At 54.4% G+C, this 17,343-nt stretch carries 13 protein-coding genes and 1 pseudogene; 7 read left to right on the plus strand and 7 right to left on the minus strand.

Annotation, left to right across the window (positions count from 1 at the left end):
• Positions 1–87 precede the first annotated feature (87 nt).
• Both AC1DX6_RS01540 and AC1DX6_RS01545 read left to right on the plus strand, forming a co-directional pair.
• Entirely contained in the window at positions 88–450 is a 363-nt protein-coding gene (locus AC1DX6_RS01540; protein ID WP_477310550.1) for an ArsR/SmtB family transcription factor, read from the plus strand.
• A gap of 68 nt (positions 451–518) precedes the next feature.
• Complete coding sequence (locus AC1DX6_RS01545) at positions 519–2,528, plus strand: hypothetical protein (RefSeq protein WP_477310552.1); 2,010 nt, start codon at positions 519–521, stop codon at positions 2,526–2,528.
• Positions 2,529–2,588: 60 nt separating this feature from the next.
• Here the strand turns inward: AC1DX6_RS01545 and AC1DX6_RS01550 are convergent, their stop codons facing one another.
• Complete coding sequence (locus AC1DX6_RS01550; protein ID WP_477310554.1) at positions 2,589–2,915, minus strand: hypothetical protein; 327 nt, start codon at positions 2,913–2,915, stop codon at positions 2,589–2,591.
• 117 nt (positions 2,916–3,032) lie between these two features.
• Between AC1DX6_RS01550 and AC1DX6_RS01555 the strand changes: the two genes are divergently transcribed.
• Positions 3,033–3,296 carry a helix-turn-helix domain-containing protein gene (locus AC1DX6_RS01555; RefSeq protein ID WP_477310556.1) on the plus strand — a complete coding sequence of 88 codons (264 nt, stop codon included), beginning with the start codon at positions 3,033–3,035 and terminating at the stop codon, positions 3,294–3,296.
• Between the two features lie 53 nt (positions 3,297–3,349).
• On the opposite strand, the gene AC1DX6_RS01560 is transcribed toward AC1DX6_RS01555, so the two are convergent.
• Positions 3,350–3,676, minus strand: coding sequence for a hypothetical protein (locus AC1DX6_RS01560; RefSeq protein ID WP_477310558.1), 327 nt, complete (start codon positions 3,674–3,676; stop codon positions 3,350–3,352).
• A gap of 232 nt (positions 3,677–3,908) precedes the next feature.
• Entirely contained in the window at positions 3,909–6,779 is a 2,871-nt protein-coding gene (locus AC1DX6_RS01565) for a plasmid replication protein, CyRepA1 family (RefSeq protein WP_477310560.1), read from the minus strand.
• Positions 6,780–7,073: 294 nt separating this feature from the next.
• Here AC1DX6_RS01565 and AC1DX6_RS01570 point away from each other — a divergent pair, with 294 nt between their 5' ends.
• Entirely contained in the window at positions 7,074–8,489 is a 1,416-nt protein-coding gene (locus AC1DX6_RS01570) for a PIN domain-containing protein (protein WP_477310562.1), read from the plus strand.
• A gap of 215 nt (positions 8,490–8,704) precedes the next feature.
• Here AC1DX6_RS01570 and AC1DX6_RS01575 read toward each other — a convergent pair whose 3' ends face one another.
• The gene (locus AC1DX6_RS01575; RefSeq protein ID WP_477310564.1) at positions 8,705–9,598 is read right to left on the minus strand and encodes a hypothetical protein; all 894 of its coding nucleotides are present in this window, start codon (positions 9,596–9,598) and stop codon (positions 8,705–8,707) included.
• 522 nt (positions 9,599–10,120) lie between these two features.
• Between AC1DX6_RS01575 and AC1DX6_RS01580 the strand changes: the two genes are divergently transcribed.
• Both AC1DX6_RS01580 and AC1DX6_RS01585 read left to right on the plus strand, forming a co-directional pair.
• Positions 10,121–11,851, plus strand: a complete 1,731-nt coding sequence (locus tag AC1DX6_RS01580) for a hypothetical protein (protein WP_477310566.1) — start codon at positions 10,121–10,123, stop codon at positions 11,849–11,851.
• A 141-nt stretch (positions 11,852–11,992) separates the two neighbouring features.
• Positions 11,993–12,622, plus strand: a complete 630-nt coding sequence (locus AC1DX6_RS01585; RefSeq protein WP_477310568.1) for a hypothetical protein — start codon at positions 11,993–11,995, stop codon at positions 12,620–12,622.
• 79 nt (positions 12,623–12,701) lie between these two features.
• On the opposite strand, the gene AC1DX6_RS01590 is transcribed toward AC1DX6_RS01585, so the two are convergent.
• From AC1DX6_RS01590 to AC1DX6_RS01600, 3 genes and pseudogenes are all read right to left on the minus strand, one after another.
• Positions 12,702–13,415: a hypothetical protein gene (locus AC1DX6_RS01590; protein ID WP_477310570.1), complete on the minus strand. Its 714-nt coding sequence runs from the start codon at positions 13,413–13,415 to the stop codon at positions 12,702–12,704.
• Positions 13,416–13,510: 95 nt separating this feature from the next.
• Positions 13,511–15,292 carry a recombinase family protein gene (locus AC1DX6_RS01595; RefSeq protein ID WP_477310572.1) on the minus strand — a complete coding sequence of 594 codons (1,782 nt, stop codon included), beginning with the start codon at positions 15,290–15,292 and terminating at the stop codon, positions 13,511–13,513.
• A gap of 88 nt (positions 15,293–15,380) precedes the next feature.
• Positions 15,381–15,482: pseudogene (locus tag AC1DX6_RS01600) on the minus strand (ATP-binding protein); the annotation flags it as partial.
• Positions 15,483–15,816: 334 nt separating this feature from the next.
• Between AC1DX6_RS01600 and AC1DX6_RS01605 the strand changes: the two are divergent.
• Complete coding sequence (locus AC1DX6_RS01605; protein ID WP_477310574.1) at positions 15,817–17,322, plus strand: Ig-like domain-containing protein; 1,506 nt, start codon at positions 15,817–15,819, stop codon at positions 17,320–17,322.
• Positions 17,323–17,343 lie beyond the last annotated feature (21 nt).

Below are 17,343 nucleotides of genomic sequence, written 5' to 3' on the forward strand. Positions count from 1 at the left end.
AATCTTCGACCAGCCGACTTCGCCGTTGTCGATAGCCGAACCCTTGGGGATAGCGCCATCCATCGGACCACCTGATGGAGAACGGCTATGGATCCTCGCGTCATCAAGGCATTGGCTTGCGAAAGCAGGCTGAAGATCCTGGATTTTCTTAACTGGCCGGAGCTGAATTTCCCAGACGTTCCCAACGCGCGACAGACCGGGCTGACGAACAAGCTGATCTGCGGCAGGCTTGGTGTCACGCAAGAGTCTGTCAGCCTTCACATGCGTTGGCTCACTGAGACCAAATTGGTCTCTGCAACGAAGGTTGGGACACGCGTTTTCTACAAGAGGAACGAGGCAGGAATTGACGAGGCGATTATCGGCCTGTGCGAACTCTTGCGGTATGCTCATGAGGTGGTGACACCGCCTGATCAACACCGGGCATCATTTGCGGCTAGTGATGTCAGATAATAGGGGGCACTTTGGTTCCAGGCTGTGCTAGACAGCGGCGCAATTACCCCTGCAGAGAAGGACTAGCGATGCTCGGTCGGACGACGTCATTTGCAGCGGCCGTTAGAACTTTAAAGTCACCCACCAGCGCCGCTTTCGACGTCAATCTCTGGAAGGCCGCCTACGACTCTGCTTCTGGCGACAAGACGCCCGAAGACACACGGTTGATGATGTCAGCGCTTTGGATTTTTGCGCAATCCGAAATGCTGCGGTCCAGCTTCGCGAACCTTCCGCCGGCTTGGGCAAATGCCGGAACCTGGACTGTGCTTGCGCTTGCCGCGACCAACAGGGAGTTTCGGACTGGTCTCGAACTGCAAGCTGATGATTGGTCAAGCCGCGACAAACAGACACCCATCAGCCTTGGAGAGACAAGAATCCTCTCTGATCAGTCAGGGAGAAAGGTCACCATCGACGGTCTGACAGAGAGCGTTGTAGACTTAGTTGAGAACTGGATTTTTGACGCGGCGGCATTGCCGACAACAGGCACTTCTCAGCCTCCGCCCGACATTTCCGGCGCATGCATTGGCGCCATTCAGAAGTACAGCATACAACGTCAGCTGAACGTCATGTGGAACCAGGCCTATTGGGAAGGTTGGCAGTTTGATGCAATGAACAGCAAGCCTTGTTGGCAGCCTAGCGATCGGCACTTTGCAACGCTTATCGAGGCCAACCTTGTTCGTCATGAAGAGAACATGGGCAATATACCCCTGATTGATTTCGCTTCCTGGCCAACCATGACACCGAAGATGCGACAAGCCCACTCGTTGCCGCGTACCGTCACAGAAGTTAGTAGCCGAGGTCGCCATCGGACGATCCGGATCGGAAAGCCTCAATGCCGGTCCCACATTCCCTCCCGGTATGTGACAGATAAGGCTGCACTTGAGGGCAGCTACCTAGCGCCATTTCTTGATCGTATTCTGCCCAAAGTAGCTCCTCTTACCGCAAAGTTGTTGTTGCAGGCTTGGCACGTGATCGCCGATCTCGCAGCATCAATGAAGCCTCCGTTACCGGTGGGCGAGCTGGCGGCGAAGGAAGCCCGCGATCTCGCATTGACCGTTAGCCGCAGTGAATTGCTCGATATCCTACAACGGGCATTGGATTTGGATGTAGATACGGGGCTTGCCGTGATCGACTTCCTAACTTTCCAGGCGAAACGGGGAACGGCAAAGGGACACAGGGGACTTTGGACCGCACCGTTGGTAGCCATTCCGTCTGAAGAGAATTTCGGTTTGAGCTATGGGGCTCTTCTTGCGAGTAGCCCGCTGCGCAAAGTGGAGGCTTGGCTGGAGAAGGGCGGCTTAGACGACTCTCTCGCAAGGAGCGCTCGCGGCGGTGATTATGAGACCCAAACTCGCACGGAGTTGCGGGAGCTTATCGAGCGCAATCAGCTCTTGCCGACATCGAGATGCGCGGAGCATTCCATTAAGAAGGGCGAATTTCCTGAGGAAATCGACATCCTTATCAAGTTGGGCAACATACTCATCGTCGGTGAGGTCAAATGCTGGCTGTTTCCGGCAGATCCGTTCGAGCGCCAGGAATACTTTGGCAAATTGAGGAAAGCGGCGCTCCAAGCGACACGTAAGGCAGCCGCCCTTGATAAACGCCGAGATGTGGCTGCCAACGCGCTGTGTCTTCCTATAGAGCAGTTGCAAAACCTAAGAATTATCCCATTGGTAGTCACCAATCAGGGCTTCGGGATGTCCTTAGAGGTAGAGGAGTGTCGGGTTACCGACCGAACCTTCTTAGCCAACTATCTTAGTGCGGGCGCCATCATTTCAGGCGTTATCTTTGAGCCGAAGTCAGGTCAGCGCCGTCAACTCAGAACCGTCTTCTATCAAAACGAAAAGGAGGCGTCCGCACATTTCGAGGACACCATAGCCATGCCCTCCGTTCTACAACGTTTTTATGATCGAATTGACTGGCAGCCCATGACCTTTCCTATATTCGGCGGCGAGCCGGTTTTCTGCTTGCAACCTATCCTTACTGAGGCGGTCACGTCGCGGAGACTCGCGCCGCCAACAGGTATTGCCCGCCGTTAACGTGGAGATCTTTTGGCTGCGGAAGGTTTGACGGTAGGAGGATCCGTGGGGCTGCGCCCGTCAATAGTAGTACCGCTTATTTCGAAACAGATACATCAACAGGTAGCCCGGTAGCCAAAGGCCACTGGTAATGATCGACAGCAGGATATGGAACCAGTGAGGAAACCGTCTCAAGGTTCCGACCCCTGATGCAGCCGCGGCTGCCGCCCCTCCGCCGGCATTCATAAACACGTGAGGAGCATGCTTCTGGCTCTTTAGGAACTCGATTTCACGCATTTGCACATCGAGGATTTCGCCGCAGTGTTTGCATTTCTTGGATTTGGGATTGATCGGCTCGGCGCAATAAGGGCAGTCGATCGTGCTTACTGGAGCTGCTGCTTCTTCCAAGTGGTCCCCCAACGGTTCTGAAATCAAAACTCGAACGGCCAATCGCCGTCGCGCAAATCAATATCATGGTCCTATATTACGTGGTTTCGGACAAGTCCAAATGATTGCTTCCTATGGATGGAAGTCCAATCGTTGGTAGCTTGGAATCTGAGGCAGCTGAGAGTGCGACGCGGCATCTCTCAGGACGATCTTGCTTACAGTTCAGGTGTCGAGCGGGCTTATGTGGGCTATCTCGAACGTGGAATGCGCAACCCTACGATCACCACATTGGGGAAGATTGCGAAGGCGCTCGATATCCACATTTCACAGCTGTTTCGGGAGCCTGAGCCAGGCGAAGTCGTTCCTTCAACGCTGAGCCCCGGACGCAAAAGGGCCGGCTAAAGTCGACCCTATCCCGCTGTTTCAGGCGGGATAGGTCAGAGGTTTCGGTGAAGTCAGCGGCCCTTCTTGAACCGAGCCCTGACCTGCTCGGACACGGTCGCCAACTGGGCATCGACAACGCCTGCGATATCGGCACACGCGATCGCATGCTTGCCCTTGGCAAGCTCCAGGGGGATTTTGCCGTACTTGATCGCCAGCGTGGGCTTGCCATCGATGCCGATCGTCCACCAGCGGCCACGGAACTTGCGACCCTGGTTTTCCGGTTCGGCCATATACAACTGATGGTCGATCTGCATGACCAGCCTTTGCCGACGCTTGGATGCGGGGTCCGATGCGTCCTGCTTCGGGGTGGCGACCAGCTTCAATCCTTCGAATGCCATTGTGATCTCCTTCCTTGTTGATCGACGCGGGCATCCGGTCGAACGACTGAGAAGGTCAACGAGAAGGCCGGCCACGAAGTCATGGGGAGATGGGATAGGGGAAACGGCCTTCCAGGTTGAAAAGAGACGAGATTCCTCACACGGTGGGATCGATATATTCAAAAATGCCGAAATAGGGGATAGGGGAATCGACCATTTTGCTTAAAGAAACTCCTCGTTTTTGATGGTACTCCTACCGGGTTACTTCCACTTCATCTCCATAGTCGACCCCTTTTTTCGCTCGGATTGCAGATAACTTGATTAAACCAGTCAATTTCACGTCATTCAACTTGTAGAAGATGGGCCTCGTCCCATCAGGATTAGTCCTCCTTTGCCTCTTCAAGGGCAAGAACACGTATTTCAGGAGGTCAGAAAGCACCTTGGTCTCGTTTTCGGTGACAACGTTGCCAAATGTCCTGCCAAATTGAGCTTCAAACACTGCATTATTATCTACTATGAAATCACGAAACTGATGAAGATCGCTTCTGTGAAACCAATCGTCTGACCGAAAATTTCGACCATCGAAAACTGGCGTACGAGAAAGCGCCTCCCTGAGCAAAAAAATCTTCACATTGTCATCTGGTGTAACGAGCGCTGCTGCACCGCCAGACACAAGTCGAGCCTGCAGCGCGGCGTGGTCGACATCGATAAATTTGATATCAATGACCTGTTCGAACGCTCGCACCTTTTCACGAAGTCGCGTCTCTTTGTCCAATTCGATCAGCCCTGGGAAGATTTCACGGCGATAGAAGCGCTCGATGTATGCCCTACGGATGCTGTCAGCCTCCAGAAGGGTTAGCTTTTCGCCGGCACGTTTTTTGCGATTCAGCAGGTCGATTTCATAGTCAGTGAGCTTTGGTGAATTCATCAACCGCTCGACGTAGCGATCGTGCGCCTCGGCTTTACCAACCGAGAGGTAACTTCCACCGAGATCCGATACACCGGCGTCCGGGGCGATGTATTCGAACTGCCAACCAGTCCGGCGTTTGTATTCCAAGAAATTGTCCCGGAACCTGTTTTTGGATGCTCTATTTAAAGCGTGGACTGGGAGCGCAAGTTGAAGGAGATCATCACTTTCTGCGAACGTCTCCGTTCCGTCGTCCAGAAACTCGGTGGGGAGATATGAGAATATTTTTGAGTTTCGCAACTCCATCGAGATCACGTCGACATCCGTTTCGAAGTTTTGCGTTTCCGGAGTTAAGAACAACTTGACACTACCGGGGTCGCGAACGCGAGCAAGCTGTTGGTCACAATCAAGGTGGTTTGTCGTTATCGAATGGAAGAACCCATAAACGATATCGAAATACTGTTCCTTATTCTCAAACCGGATGTCCACTCCAGAGCTGAGCGCTGGTGAGGAGAGAACCAACTGATACCGACGGGATTGCGCTAATGGGTCGCCTATGAACGCTAAAGCTGAGTCCCCTTTGGTCCGCACTGTATCAGCCGTGATGCTTACAGCCTTGACTTCCGGATCGTTCAACGCAACGGCGGCAGAGAGGTTGTCAATAAAGGCTTTGTTATTCGAGACCGCATAACAGCGCTTACCGTCCCGCAAGCTTGTGACCAGATCTCCGATGAGATGGTTCAGCGATTGAAAAAGCGCAGCTGGCCGAGTGGCGGGAACATATTGGTTCAAACAGATGGAGACTGGCCGAACTGTACGTCGGTTGAACCAGTCCGTGAGAAACCCATAGGACACCCAAGACAGGTCTGCATCCAAAGCCACGACATTTGATGCCCTGCCGATAATGCTAATCAATTGGCGCAGAATGGCCGGTCGTTTGTCGGCCATTGTGTCCGAAAAGAAATGAGCGAGAACCTGCTCAGATTCATCGATTAGGACGTAATCATATGTCTTCTTCATATCTATGGTGCGGAGGCTGTCCAAGCACACACCAAACCGGTTTTGGCGCGACGCGTCCCCCTTTGATTTGACGTCCAGGTAGCAGTCCAGCCTCAACTGCCGACACATTGCCCTGATCAGGGATCTGCGATGGCCGATCAGGAGAATTCGCGCCTTGGGGACAGCCGCGACTAACTTTTCCAGCGCCGTAGTTTTGCCAGTGGATTTAGGGCTTTTGACGAAGGTCAGACCAGCGGCAGGTTTCAAATCCTGCACAAACCCTGTGTTCGTCACAACCGTTTTTGCGTCGAGGAGGGCCAACTTTGCGATTTCAGCCACCCATTCAGGTATTTGTGGCTGCTCTCCCTTCTTCAGCGACAGGACTGCAGTCTCAAATCCGTGGAAATCATAGCCTGGCGTATGATGTCTTTCGGCAAATACCTCCTTGCAGACGAAACAGTAGATGTTTCGTCTGCCACTTTGTGTGATGTTAAAGATCGCCGACGGGTTTTCGTCGTCATGAAACGGGCAGAGGACCTGCGTTTTTTCGCTGATCTCTCGTGCTGTCAGTTTCCGTCCATCTGCGGTCTCGATAATCAGGTCCAGATCAAGAACGCCGGTGGATGAGGCTGTGGTCGGCGCAAGCGCACTGGGATCGCGTGTGGCTCTCTTGTCCTCGCGAGGAGCCTCAGAGATTAACTGGTCTGCAATCTCGGAATGAAGGCCATTGTTGAACAACCAAACATCGGCGTTGGTGTTTCCATAGAACAGGCTTGCGCTGGTCGTCGGTATAGGATCGCCTGAGAGACGCGTTGCCAAAGCCGACGCCAAGACCTCCAGTTTCTCAAGGGAGTGTATTGGCTGCTCCAGCGCGAAAACAATTCGAAAGCGGTGGGCCTCGGTCGTGTGCTTGTACGTCGTATATACGATCGTCGCGTATTTGCTGACCAGCTCGTGCTTGAACGCCTCATCAAGGGTCATCCCATGATCAACGTCTACGGAGACTATGTTCGCTTCAACAAAGGTTTTCTTGGAGCGTTTGTCGCCCCGAAACACATAGGAATACGCAAATCCGGACTTTATCTGCTCGGCGAGTTCCCGAGCGGTCAGCGTATTGGGTTGAAAGTGATTGTAGTTGCCCTTGTTTTTCGAGCTGTTTTTGTTGATGAGGCGCTGATTTATGGAGACGTAGAGCGGTTTGGAAAGCCATTCCGTCATGTATCGGGTCCTGTGTGTCGACGAACAATAAACGGCCGACAGATTGCTCCGAACGGCTCATTTGGAATTCACAAGACGAGGCTTAGCTGGGTGGCTCGGGCAAGGCGGCTGCCAATTGCTGGCAGCATACCGGATTAGGACTTCTAACGGGCGGATCGTTTGGATCGATCGTGGCGAAATATGTTTGCTCGTTAGCTGTGCCCAACCTGGTCCCTCCGCTGCTGGTGGTCAGCAAATAGTGGACCTGTCAGGAATTTACCAGTAGCGAGTGAGGAAAACGCGTAAAATATATGGATGGAATCAGGCTTCGATCACGCGGTCTATTCGTCTGTCGTTTTCATCGACAGCATGGTTGCCCTTGAAGGCAAACCCCTGGAAACGATGCCGTGGCACGAGATCGATCCAACCGGCCCCATCCTCATCTTGATCGTTCCGCAGGTAAACTCCGAAATCGATAAGCGGAAGCGTGACGGGCGTCTTGGTAAGCGCGCGAGGGCATTCAATCGGCTAATAGCCCATGCTGCCGAGTCTGGAGTTCCCCACACGATAACTGGAGGCGCTCCGGCGGTCGCTATCGCCGTCGCCCGTCACAAACGTATCGATTGGGATCATTATGACACCCTCGATCCCGGCGAGGGTGACGATCGTGTTGTTGCCCAAGTTCTCCACACTGTCGATGTACCTGATCAACGCAAGCTGCTGCTAACCAATGACACTAACCCGATGGCGATTGCGTCTCGCCACGGCCTTAAGTGCCGCCGCTTGCCTGATCACTGGTTGCTGGATCCGGAGCCCAGCCCCATTGAGAAGGAAGCGGAGCGGCTCAAAGCACGTGTTCGCGAGTTCGAAGCGGCGCAACCTAAAATCGCGGTCTCATTGGATTTTGGCCTGGCTCAGCCTCAAGAGCTTTTCCGCATCGAACCAATGCCTGAAAATGCCAAGAAGGTCATCGCATCACGCGTGATCCGAGAGAACCCCAGCCAGGAGGACGATTCTCCATTCAACTTCCGTCGCGATTACAGCTACGATAATCGGTATCGCGATTATCTGACCAAGATCGTTCCGAGATACACTGCCTCTGTCCATCGGTTCCTTGAGGTTCACTACGCTCAAGTTCCCTTCACTTTCTGTCTCAGCAACATCGGTAATCTGCAGGCTGAGAGCCTGGTGCTCAGACTGGTAGGCAGGGGTGGCTCCCTCCACAATCGCTTCACCTGTTACCCGATATTCGGCCCGCCTGCCCCTAGGCCAAAAACGGACCTCCTTGATGGCATCCGTTTCGATCTAAATTCAATTCGTCCATCTGTCGTCGGCAGGCATGAGATGCAGTTTGCTATTGGTCCCGACCGTGGTCCGGTAATCGAGATCCATTGCGCCGATTTCAGACATGGTCGCAGCTGGGAATTCGGGGGGATTGCGACGATCGATCCTCACCATGATGGCCCGTTCGTTGTCGATGTCGAGGTGACCGCATCGAATATGCGCGGAATTCAGACCAAGGCGTTCGATTTTGCCTTCACGGCGGAGGTCGTCAGGATCGGTGATCTCGTTGACCTGCTAAAGCCAGGATACAAGATCCCCATTCCTATGATGGAACGCTTCACGGCCGAGGTCACAGCTAAGAATTGGGATTGGATCGAAGTTGTCGGTGTTGACGGCCTCGAGGAGCAGCCCGACGACGATGATGAAGATGGCGACGATGAGGATTGAAAACTGGACGGGCTCAGGCGGGTTATATGTGGAGATTATTCGTTGAGAACCGACCACCAAGACACACACGCAGGGTTTACCAGGGCTCTTTTGAACTCCAGAAATCAGGGCAGGGTGTCACGACGTTCATCGAAATTCGTCGTTTTGCGACCTCGCCCGATCCCACCCGGAGTTATTCTGCCTCCAGGCTCCCAGCACCCTGCCTGCACCCTGCCTCAGTTGATCGTTTTCTCGACCTGAAACGGCAGCACCCTGAAATCGTCAGCGACCTTCAGCTCGTGATTATTGTGCACCATGAATTTGGCCATGTACGAGGATGCACGACTGTCACCCGTCGAATTTCGATGGTCATGATCAAGCTGCTGGATATCTAATTCTCGAATCGAGAACCGTTCTTTGATGGATAGGAGACGTGATTTGTCGGCTAATAACTTTTGAAATCCATCTCTGGTTTGATCGGTGAAAATCCAGATCGAATGGATATGAGCGTTCTCAAGCTCTCCCATCGATCTCCAGTATCTAGATCCGTTCATATCCAGACAACCGATCGCGAGAGGTTTCAGGTCGTGGAATGACGGTCGATGGTAGTTCCTTCCGACCAGGTCGCGGCAGATCACGTTGTACAGGTCGGTGAACGTGTCCATCTCCGTTTTGGTACTGGGACTTTTGATCAGGTCGGAACCTTCCAGCCGCTGCTTGCGACTGCTGTGATCGAATGAGATCGTGATGAAAAACCCGTTCCGTCGTTTGAAGAATGAGGGTGGTTCGAATCTGCCTTTGTGAGCTTCGATGAACTGCTCGATCCTGTCATCGAACCAGGATGCATATTGAGATGAGATGGAGTGTGAAGAGGCGTGTGAGTGTCTTTGCAGCATGTGAGTTGGACTTCTGTCATATGGGTATAAACCCATCAAATTGATGGGCGGAAATTGCGTTTGGATGTTTGAAGCCGTGCGAGGATAGCCGTCGGCACAGATCGAAAACCGATGTGAAATGCGGATGGTTCTGAAGGATAAATGCGGTTCTAGGGTATTAGCGGTTTGGAGATGGCGTACGTATTTATAGCTGATTGCTGCCGAGATCCCCGCCCCCCGCACAAAATCAACCAATCAGCACACACCCGACCATCGGCGGCGCAACATCGGGTTGAAATTGAAAAATCTGCCGATATTCCAACAAATTAGCTCGCATATAGGTGTCAATGGATGAGTGTCATGGGTTTTCTTTGCGGAATCTCCCAGTGATTCCCCATTTTTCTCCCAGTGTTATTATGCATAATCCCTGAAAAATTTATCGACAATTGTCCCAACAGCTGAGACGCTCCGTCGTGTTGAAACGGAGGGCGCGTGATGAAAAACTCGAAACATGCAGAAGCCCGGTGCCGGCAGCGTGGTTTTAGCAGTAAGCGCCTCCGCACTATTCTGGAATATGCGGACATCGATCGCCCTATTGGGGGGAACTGTCGCCTGTTGAGAATTAGCCATCAGATGGCCAGATCGATCCGCGGTTCTGACGGACTGGCGAGCTTCAGCCTGATAGTGAGCGACACAACGGGAAAACTGGTGACACTTTTGACGCCCGCACGATCACGATGTGGTCGGCGCTATAGAACGGGCAGATAGGGGCAAAGAATGTGTGCAGATGTTATAGAATTGGCGAAGTGGCGTCCACATTCCGGTACCCGAAACCCGGAGGATCACCAGAAAGAGCTTGCACGAAACCGGCAGGAACTCCTTGCTAATGTGCGGGCGGTTGCCGAGAATCCCAACGCAAAGTTTGAACGCGATGGCGAGATCGCGGCAGCGCAGGTCGTCAACAAGCTGATAGTGCAGGCCAAACTTCGAGGGATCGCACAGGTCGATATCGAACGGGAGCTGCGCAAAAGTGGGCGAAATATTCGCAAATTCGATCGGCTTCGTGAAAACCATGAGCTACCACCAGCTGACATCAAGAAGAGGCCTCGCAAAGACCCGCTGGTGAGAAAGATCCAGCCCTACGTCTTTATGCTCGAAGCGCTTTCCCGCCTGCTCTCCCAGGAGCCCGACGATGTGATTTTTGACGCTTTCCGCGAAACCAAATTTCGTCGTTCTCAGGACTGTGCGGTGCAAGTTCCAGGCGTAGACGAACTCTCCTCGATGGTTCCGATAGACGAGCCAGTGGCGGTTCTGAGCTGGCTCCTACAAGAGATGGCCGGTTCAGTGAGCCGCTCGCAGTCCCTTATCGACTATTTTGAAATTATCCAAAAACGTGGTCTTGTTGTGGACCTTTCGGGCGAATTTGCGCTCAGACCGAGCGATATACCGGCTAGCGAATGCGCGTACGATTACTGGTACGACCTAGCGGGACAGGTGCCCGTTCCGGCGGTTCCGCTAATCCGCGTACACCGCGCTACGCTGCGTGGGCCACTGGATGTCGAGAAGGACCCGATCGCGGCCCGCAAAATGTCACGCGCCGACGTCGCCGCTCAATGCGAGCCCAGTCACCGTGCCCCCGAGATGGTTCAATCGGAGTTTGATAAATTTCCGGCCAGGGATTATCGCGGCCATGTGTTCGGTCCTACGGAAACTATTGCTGCAGAGATAACTCTTTCAAGCGACATTTCGTTGGCAGTTGGTCCTCGCAGCCGACCCGGTGATATGGGGCCGCTGTTTCAGGTGACTACTCACGTCGAGCTTAGCACCGGCGGTAAGCCCCGCGACCTCACCTTCGATCTATCATCTTTCCGACTCTCCGCTCGCGCGGACGTCGATCTGGAGTTCAGCGATCTCGACCACTACGTCGGATCAGTTGCTGCCTGCTTTGAGAGCGGCTGGCGGAGAGTTGCAGGATTTGGGAAAATTGGCTGGGAGCTCGTCGCTGGCGCGTATGCAACCAATAACACCTCGCATCTGCTCGATCCAACATCGCCCGTTGGCCCTTTAGAACGCGATCCTGACTGGTTTGGAATGACGCTTGATGGCGGCATTTGGTTTGATCCGCTACTCGGCCCGGAAACGCCGACCGGCGCAGAGTGGAGCACATATTTCGTCCCGTTAGATCCGGGCTCCGTCAGCCATTTTGTACAGCTCCTTTCGCAGGCAGAGGCGGAGGAGTGGCCACCGCAGCTCCAATTACCACTCGGCTGGTGCTGGCTCAGTCCGCGAGTCGGCCCCTATCCCCCACCAGAAGTCTTCCGCTTTCCGTCCCAAGGCTGCCGTGCACTCGAGACTGCGCTTCATACAGGAGCCATAGAAACCGCACTGGCGGCTGAAAGCCAGCGCCTCAAACGGAAGTTGACGGAATTTCAAAGCAAGAATGACGCGCTCCTGCAGCAGCAGACTGCCGCATTGGTGGCGAGGTGGCGAGGTGAAGGTGAGCGGTAGCCAACGTCGGACCACGTGCGCAACACGTCTCGATGCGAATACCCTGGATTGGTCAGTTGAGTAACAGGAGCTTTGGCAATCTTAAAAAAACAGGCGGGATGACGTTGTAAGGTAATAATCGATCGGCTTAGGGGACACGATATGACAGAATTCAGAACGCCGCCCATTCCAAAATGGATCATGAAAATTGAACATCCACTATACACGAATGTCTTTTCTTTCAAGTTGCGACAACGAAATCTGTGGGGTACCGAGACTCTCCTCGGTGACTGGAGCGGGAGATATCTGCTCATTGCGAAGGATTTTTACCCGTCGTCCTATGTTGCAGAAGCAATCGAACGCGGAATAAAGAGCCCTTACAGCCACAAGCCCGAAGCGCCCACGAACCGCAATCTGGTCAAAACTCTCAAACATTTCGGTTTTCTGAGCCCAGCAGCGAACAATACAGATTGCGGGTTTCTTTACATATCTGCCTGCTTTCTTCTCCGAAATGATGGGCTCGTTAGAGGTCCGCTGCCCGCCGGCGACGAGGCGCTCAATTTGTCTGCTCCCGTCGTTCGACACACGATCGACAATATGCCCAATCTGCAGACTGTCGTAACAATGGGCGACGATGCTCACAAAGCTCTATTGGCTGGCGGGTTTCAGAACGTGTTCAAGAGTCGACGTATCTCCCACCAGTGTGTGAGTCACCCGTCGCGCGCGCTATCGGACTCGGACAGGTTTGCCGAGTGGGCCGCCGTCTTTTCACGGCGGAGATCAAGGGAGTAGCGTGAACCGACCCTCTACCGATCTCGGGATGGCATTTAGCTCGTGTGATGATCGTTCGTAGTGCATCGCGATGTTGTGGTTAGTCGGCACCCCGAAGTATCATGACGTATACGTTGGCATCGCTCCAGAACGTTTGCTTATGACGAATCGAATTCCACGCATGCTGAAGGTGCGCGCCGTCGGAAGCGTCGTAGGCTAAGAGACAGCCGAAATCGTAACCCCAACCAGTCCCCAGCGGACTGCTAGCGGGAAGGCCGCGATAGAAAGCGGCCTCATACACCCCAGCTACCAGAGCCCGTTTGGCATCCTCGTAGCTTCCGTCCTCGAAGAGCTTTCCGTCGAAAACCGTTCGAAATGGAAACGGATGACCAAGGGCAAAATCTGGGTACGCTTGGTTTATGGGGATGCCACCGCTCTGTTTTGTCCACTTTGCAAAAATGTCCTTCTGCGAGACCCCCAAGTTTTTTGGAAAGGGGTACCCCTGAACGCGATATGCATTCGCCGAAGAAATATGGGGAAACTTTGAATGGTACTCGCAGCGTATGGACTGCCTTGCCATCGAAGGATTCATGCCGTCAACGGTCGCGGTGCACTTCCATATCTCTGGCAAGACAAAATGATAAATGAAGATGTTCTCTTTGCAGGCCAGAAGTTCCTGCGGTGATTTCTCCTCCTTAGGCTTGTCCCAACGCGCGGATATTTCTGCCTTGAGTTGGATTGGGCCTGGCAACCTGCCGTTTAGGTGGTGTTGAACACTCTCAAAGAAGTCATACGCAGCGCGATGATTCGACACGTGTCACCTTCATTGCTGAATTCAAAGTCGTCCGCAGCACTCTAGTAGTCTCGGAGGAACGCACCAGGTGTGCAACGTGTGCGAATTTAATGTCTCTAATCCAAGCGGAATAGCGTTTCCAGGTCGATGCCACGTTCGCTGCCAGCCGGATTGCCTGCTGCATCGACGGTGACCTCAGCGATGAAGTCCGTTGGGTCGTCATTGTTCAGCACGATTCTGCGTGAAATTCCGTCGGCTAGAACGACGGTGAAGCTTCGATTGTACCGCTGTCCCTCTTTGTTGGACTGGTCGACGTAGTCGAGCAACTTATGATGTTCAATCGGGTCAAGATTCTCGCTTGCAAGAAAATCCTTGATCCGCTTAGTTTTCGGACGGGTTCCCTCGACCGCCACCCTCAATGAACTGATCATCATTCTAAGACGGTTAGCCACTGCAGCACGGCGGTGAAAAATGTCCGGAGCGGACATATCCTGAACAGCGTCGATCAGCGATCTTAGTTCGGCGGCAGTGATAACTGGCATTGCTTCGGCATCCAATATCTGCGCCCGAAAATCGCCAATCTGCCCTTCTTCGTACTCGATTTGCGCCTCACATTCATCAAGCTTGCTCCTGATAAAAGGGGTGGATGACCCCGGTTCGGTCAACATTTCGAATATCAATTCGCGCTTCGCTTTTAGCTGATGAATCTTTTCCTCAACGGCCGCGATTTGCTGTTCAATCGAGGCGCGTTCCGACTTCTCCGCTGCCGCCTTCAAGGTGGCGGTTAGGTCGACCTCCTTAACGAAATACAGAAACGACGTCTCGAAGTCGGAATATGTCCAGCTGCTGCTCACGCACTCAAGATTGCGTACCGCATTCGTGCATCTTAGGGTTTGAGACCCCTTCGGCGGGAGCCCCTTGTTCACAAACCTCATGGGTGCGCCGCAATAGTCGCACTTGGCTATTTGGGTGAAGAGGTTGCGGTATTCCGGTCCTTTTCGTCCCGCTCCCTCGACTAGCCTTTTTCGGCGAGATGCCTGAATTCGAAGGAACTGACCTTCGTCGATGATCTTGGGAAAGTAGTTTGACACCGGATCACCCGACGGGACGCGTTCCCCATGTTCCTCATACCGGTGAGGTTGGAATTCGCCAAGCACAGCACGGCTGTTCAGAATCTTGGTCACGTAGGACTCATGCCAGCCGTTGGATTTAGTGAATGTCGCCACGCCTGACTGATTCAGCTGTCGTGCAATCACGTATGATCCGTGTCCGGTGTCTGCCATTTGAAAAATCCGGCGGACGACGTCAGCACGTTCAGGAATCAAATCAAAGTCGGATCGATCTTCTCGCAATGACAACCATGCCGGGGCGACCTTGGTGACCTTCTTCTGACTAGCATTCTTCCGCTTGTTTTCCCAGGCTGCTCCAATACGCATGCTCTTAGTCTTGGACTCCTCATAAGCTCGACCAAGCACGACGACTGAGTAGATCACGTCGGCAACATTGGTATCGCCAGCCCTATAGACATGGTTGTCAGCGAGGGTGACGACATTGATCCCGCTTTTGACGATGTCGAAAAACACAGGAACAGAATCGAGCACTTGCTGACGGCTGATGCGATCCAGAGACTCGACCAGCAGGAACGACCCTTTGGCGATCACCCCCGTCTTCACTAGATCGAGAAATCTGCCGAGAGCGCCTGATGATACGTTCAGGCCCTTGAACGCCGAGATGCCAATGTCCTCAAGCTTGAAGCCTTCAACGAGATCCAGGCCGTTTTGCTCCGCGTAGAGCTTGGATGCCTGTTGTTGCCTACGGAGACTGTCCCCTTTCAATTGAATGTCTGTCGACATTCGGATGTACGAATATGCCAGAGGCTTGGAATTTGCAGAATCCATACGAGCTATGTAGACCGGCCCCGATCTAAGCTCAACGCAGGCTATCCTTCCTCATTCGTCACCCGAAAGAAGGAAAATTAATCCGCCTCACCATCTGCATGTTGACCTTGCCCGGCGCGATCATCACCTGCACGTCGACCGGCACGGCCTCGATGCCCTGGAAAGCGACCGTGCGAACCCGCGCCACCATTTTCTCTGCCCCCGGATACAGGCTCGCTCAAAGCCGATGCAACCGGGCCGTGAGCGACGTCAAAGGAAGACAAGCATAGATTTTTGGGTTAGGCAAGAACATTACGGGAACAGAGGAGCGCCCGCGGCCGCCAGGCCACCTTCCGACAGCGCACGGCTTTTGCGGCACCAAGCGAGGCCGAGCTTCACACGCCCCACCCGGGAGACAGAATTAACCACATTGGAAAACGGCAAAAGCCAGTTGGCTTTGTCACCGATCCGACTCGCGTACCATGGTATCGTTGGATCGGGGGACATCCGCAGCGCGTCCAGGCGCAAAGGCGAGGAAGACCAGGATGCCGACCTTAAGCAATGGCAGTGAACTCACCGTATGGAAAGAACCCGACAATCCCAATCCAAGCCCTGACGCGGTCCTTTTCAGCATTGCGGAAACCGACGGCGACGTCATCGGCCCGATAGGGGCAAAGCCGGATTTCCCATTCGGTGGGATCGATCTCGCTTCCGTCGATGTCTTCGACGGCTTCTTCACCATCACCAGCTTCACCCATGAGGGCAGGACCGAGACCTGGACGACGGTGGAAACGCAGGTCTTCGACAACGAAGGCAATTTTATCCGCACCGTGTCCGACCAGGCGGCCTTCCTGTCGGCCCGGATCGTCTCTGTCAACGCCGACAGCCCAGACAGCATCACGGTGACATGGATCGGGGCGAACGACTATTTCGGTGGCGAAAACACCCAGTACGGCCAGCATCAGATCATCCTGGCCGGCGGCGCGCTTCAGCCCGACACCTTCGTCAATCATGCGCCCTCAGCCGCCAACCTGAATGTGTCGGTTTCGCAGGGGCAATTTCTCGACGACGTCAAATTCAGCGCGGCCGATGCCGACTACGATCTCTTGAGCTTTATCATTGTAGACGGGCCGGACCACGGCAGTTTTGAGCAGAGCACGCGTTTCGACGGCAACCACTACCCGTTTCACCAAGGTCACGTCGGCACCAGCCTGCACTATCATGCGGACTTTCTGAGCGGAAATCTGTTCGACTACACGCCCGAGGCCGGCTTCGTCGGCACCGACAGTTTTACGGTTTACGCCACAGACGGCCAGGGCAACAGCAATGTGGCGACGATTACGATCACGGTCACGCCACCGGCCGAATCCGTCACGCTGACCGACGCGACGAACACCGTGAACTATGGAAGCCATGATCGTGCCGTGCTCATCGACGCGCTGGGGGGCGGCGACCGCATCACCGGCACCTCATTCAACGATACGCTCGACGGCGGCGCCGGCCACGACCAGCTGTTCGGCGGCGCCGGTGCCGACACGATCATCGGCGGCGCGGGGACCGACTGGCTGAAGGGCGACGCCGGCAATGACGAGATCAGCGGCGGTGCGGGCACGGACGGCATTCGCGGTGACGTGGGCGACGATTTCCTCGACGGCGGCGCCGGCACCGACGACCTGCGGGGCGGCGCCGGCGACGACATCCTCAACGGCGGTGCCGGCCGCGACCGGCTGGCCGGCGACGCGGGCAGGGATGTCTTCGTGTTCGAAGCGCTTGGGCCGGCGAACTACGACAGTATCGTCGACTTCGATGCGCAAGATGATGTGTTCCGGCTGGACAGCTCCGTATTCGTCGGGCTGTCGGCCGGCCCGCTTTCGACTGCGGTCTTCGCGATCGGCAAGACGGCCATCGATGACAGCGACCACATTCTCTATGACGACGCGACAGGCGATCTGCTGTTCGATGTGGACGGGGCGGGCGGCGCAGCGGCTGTCAAGTTCGCCGCCATAAGCCCGGGCACATGGCTCACCGCGGACGATTTCTTCGTGGTCTAGACGCGGTGGGCGGCATGCGGC

The organism is Mesorhizobium sp. P2_C4 (assembly GCF_056404575.1).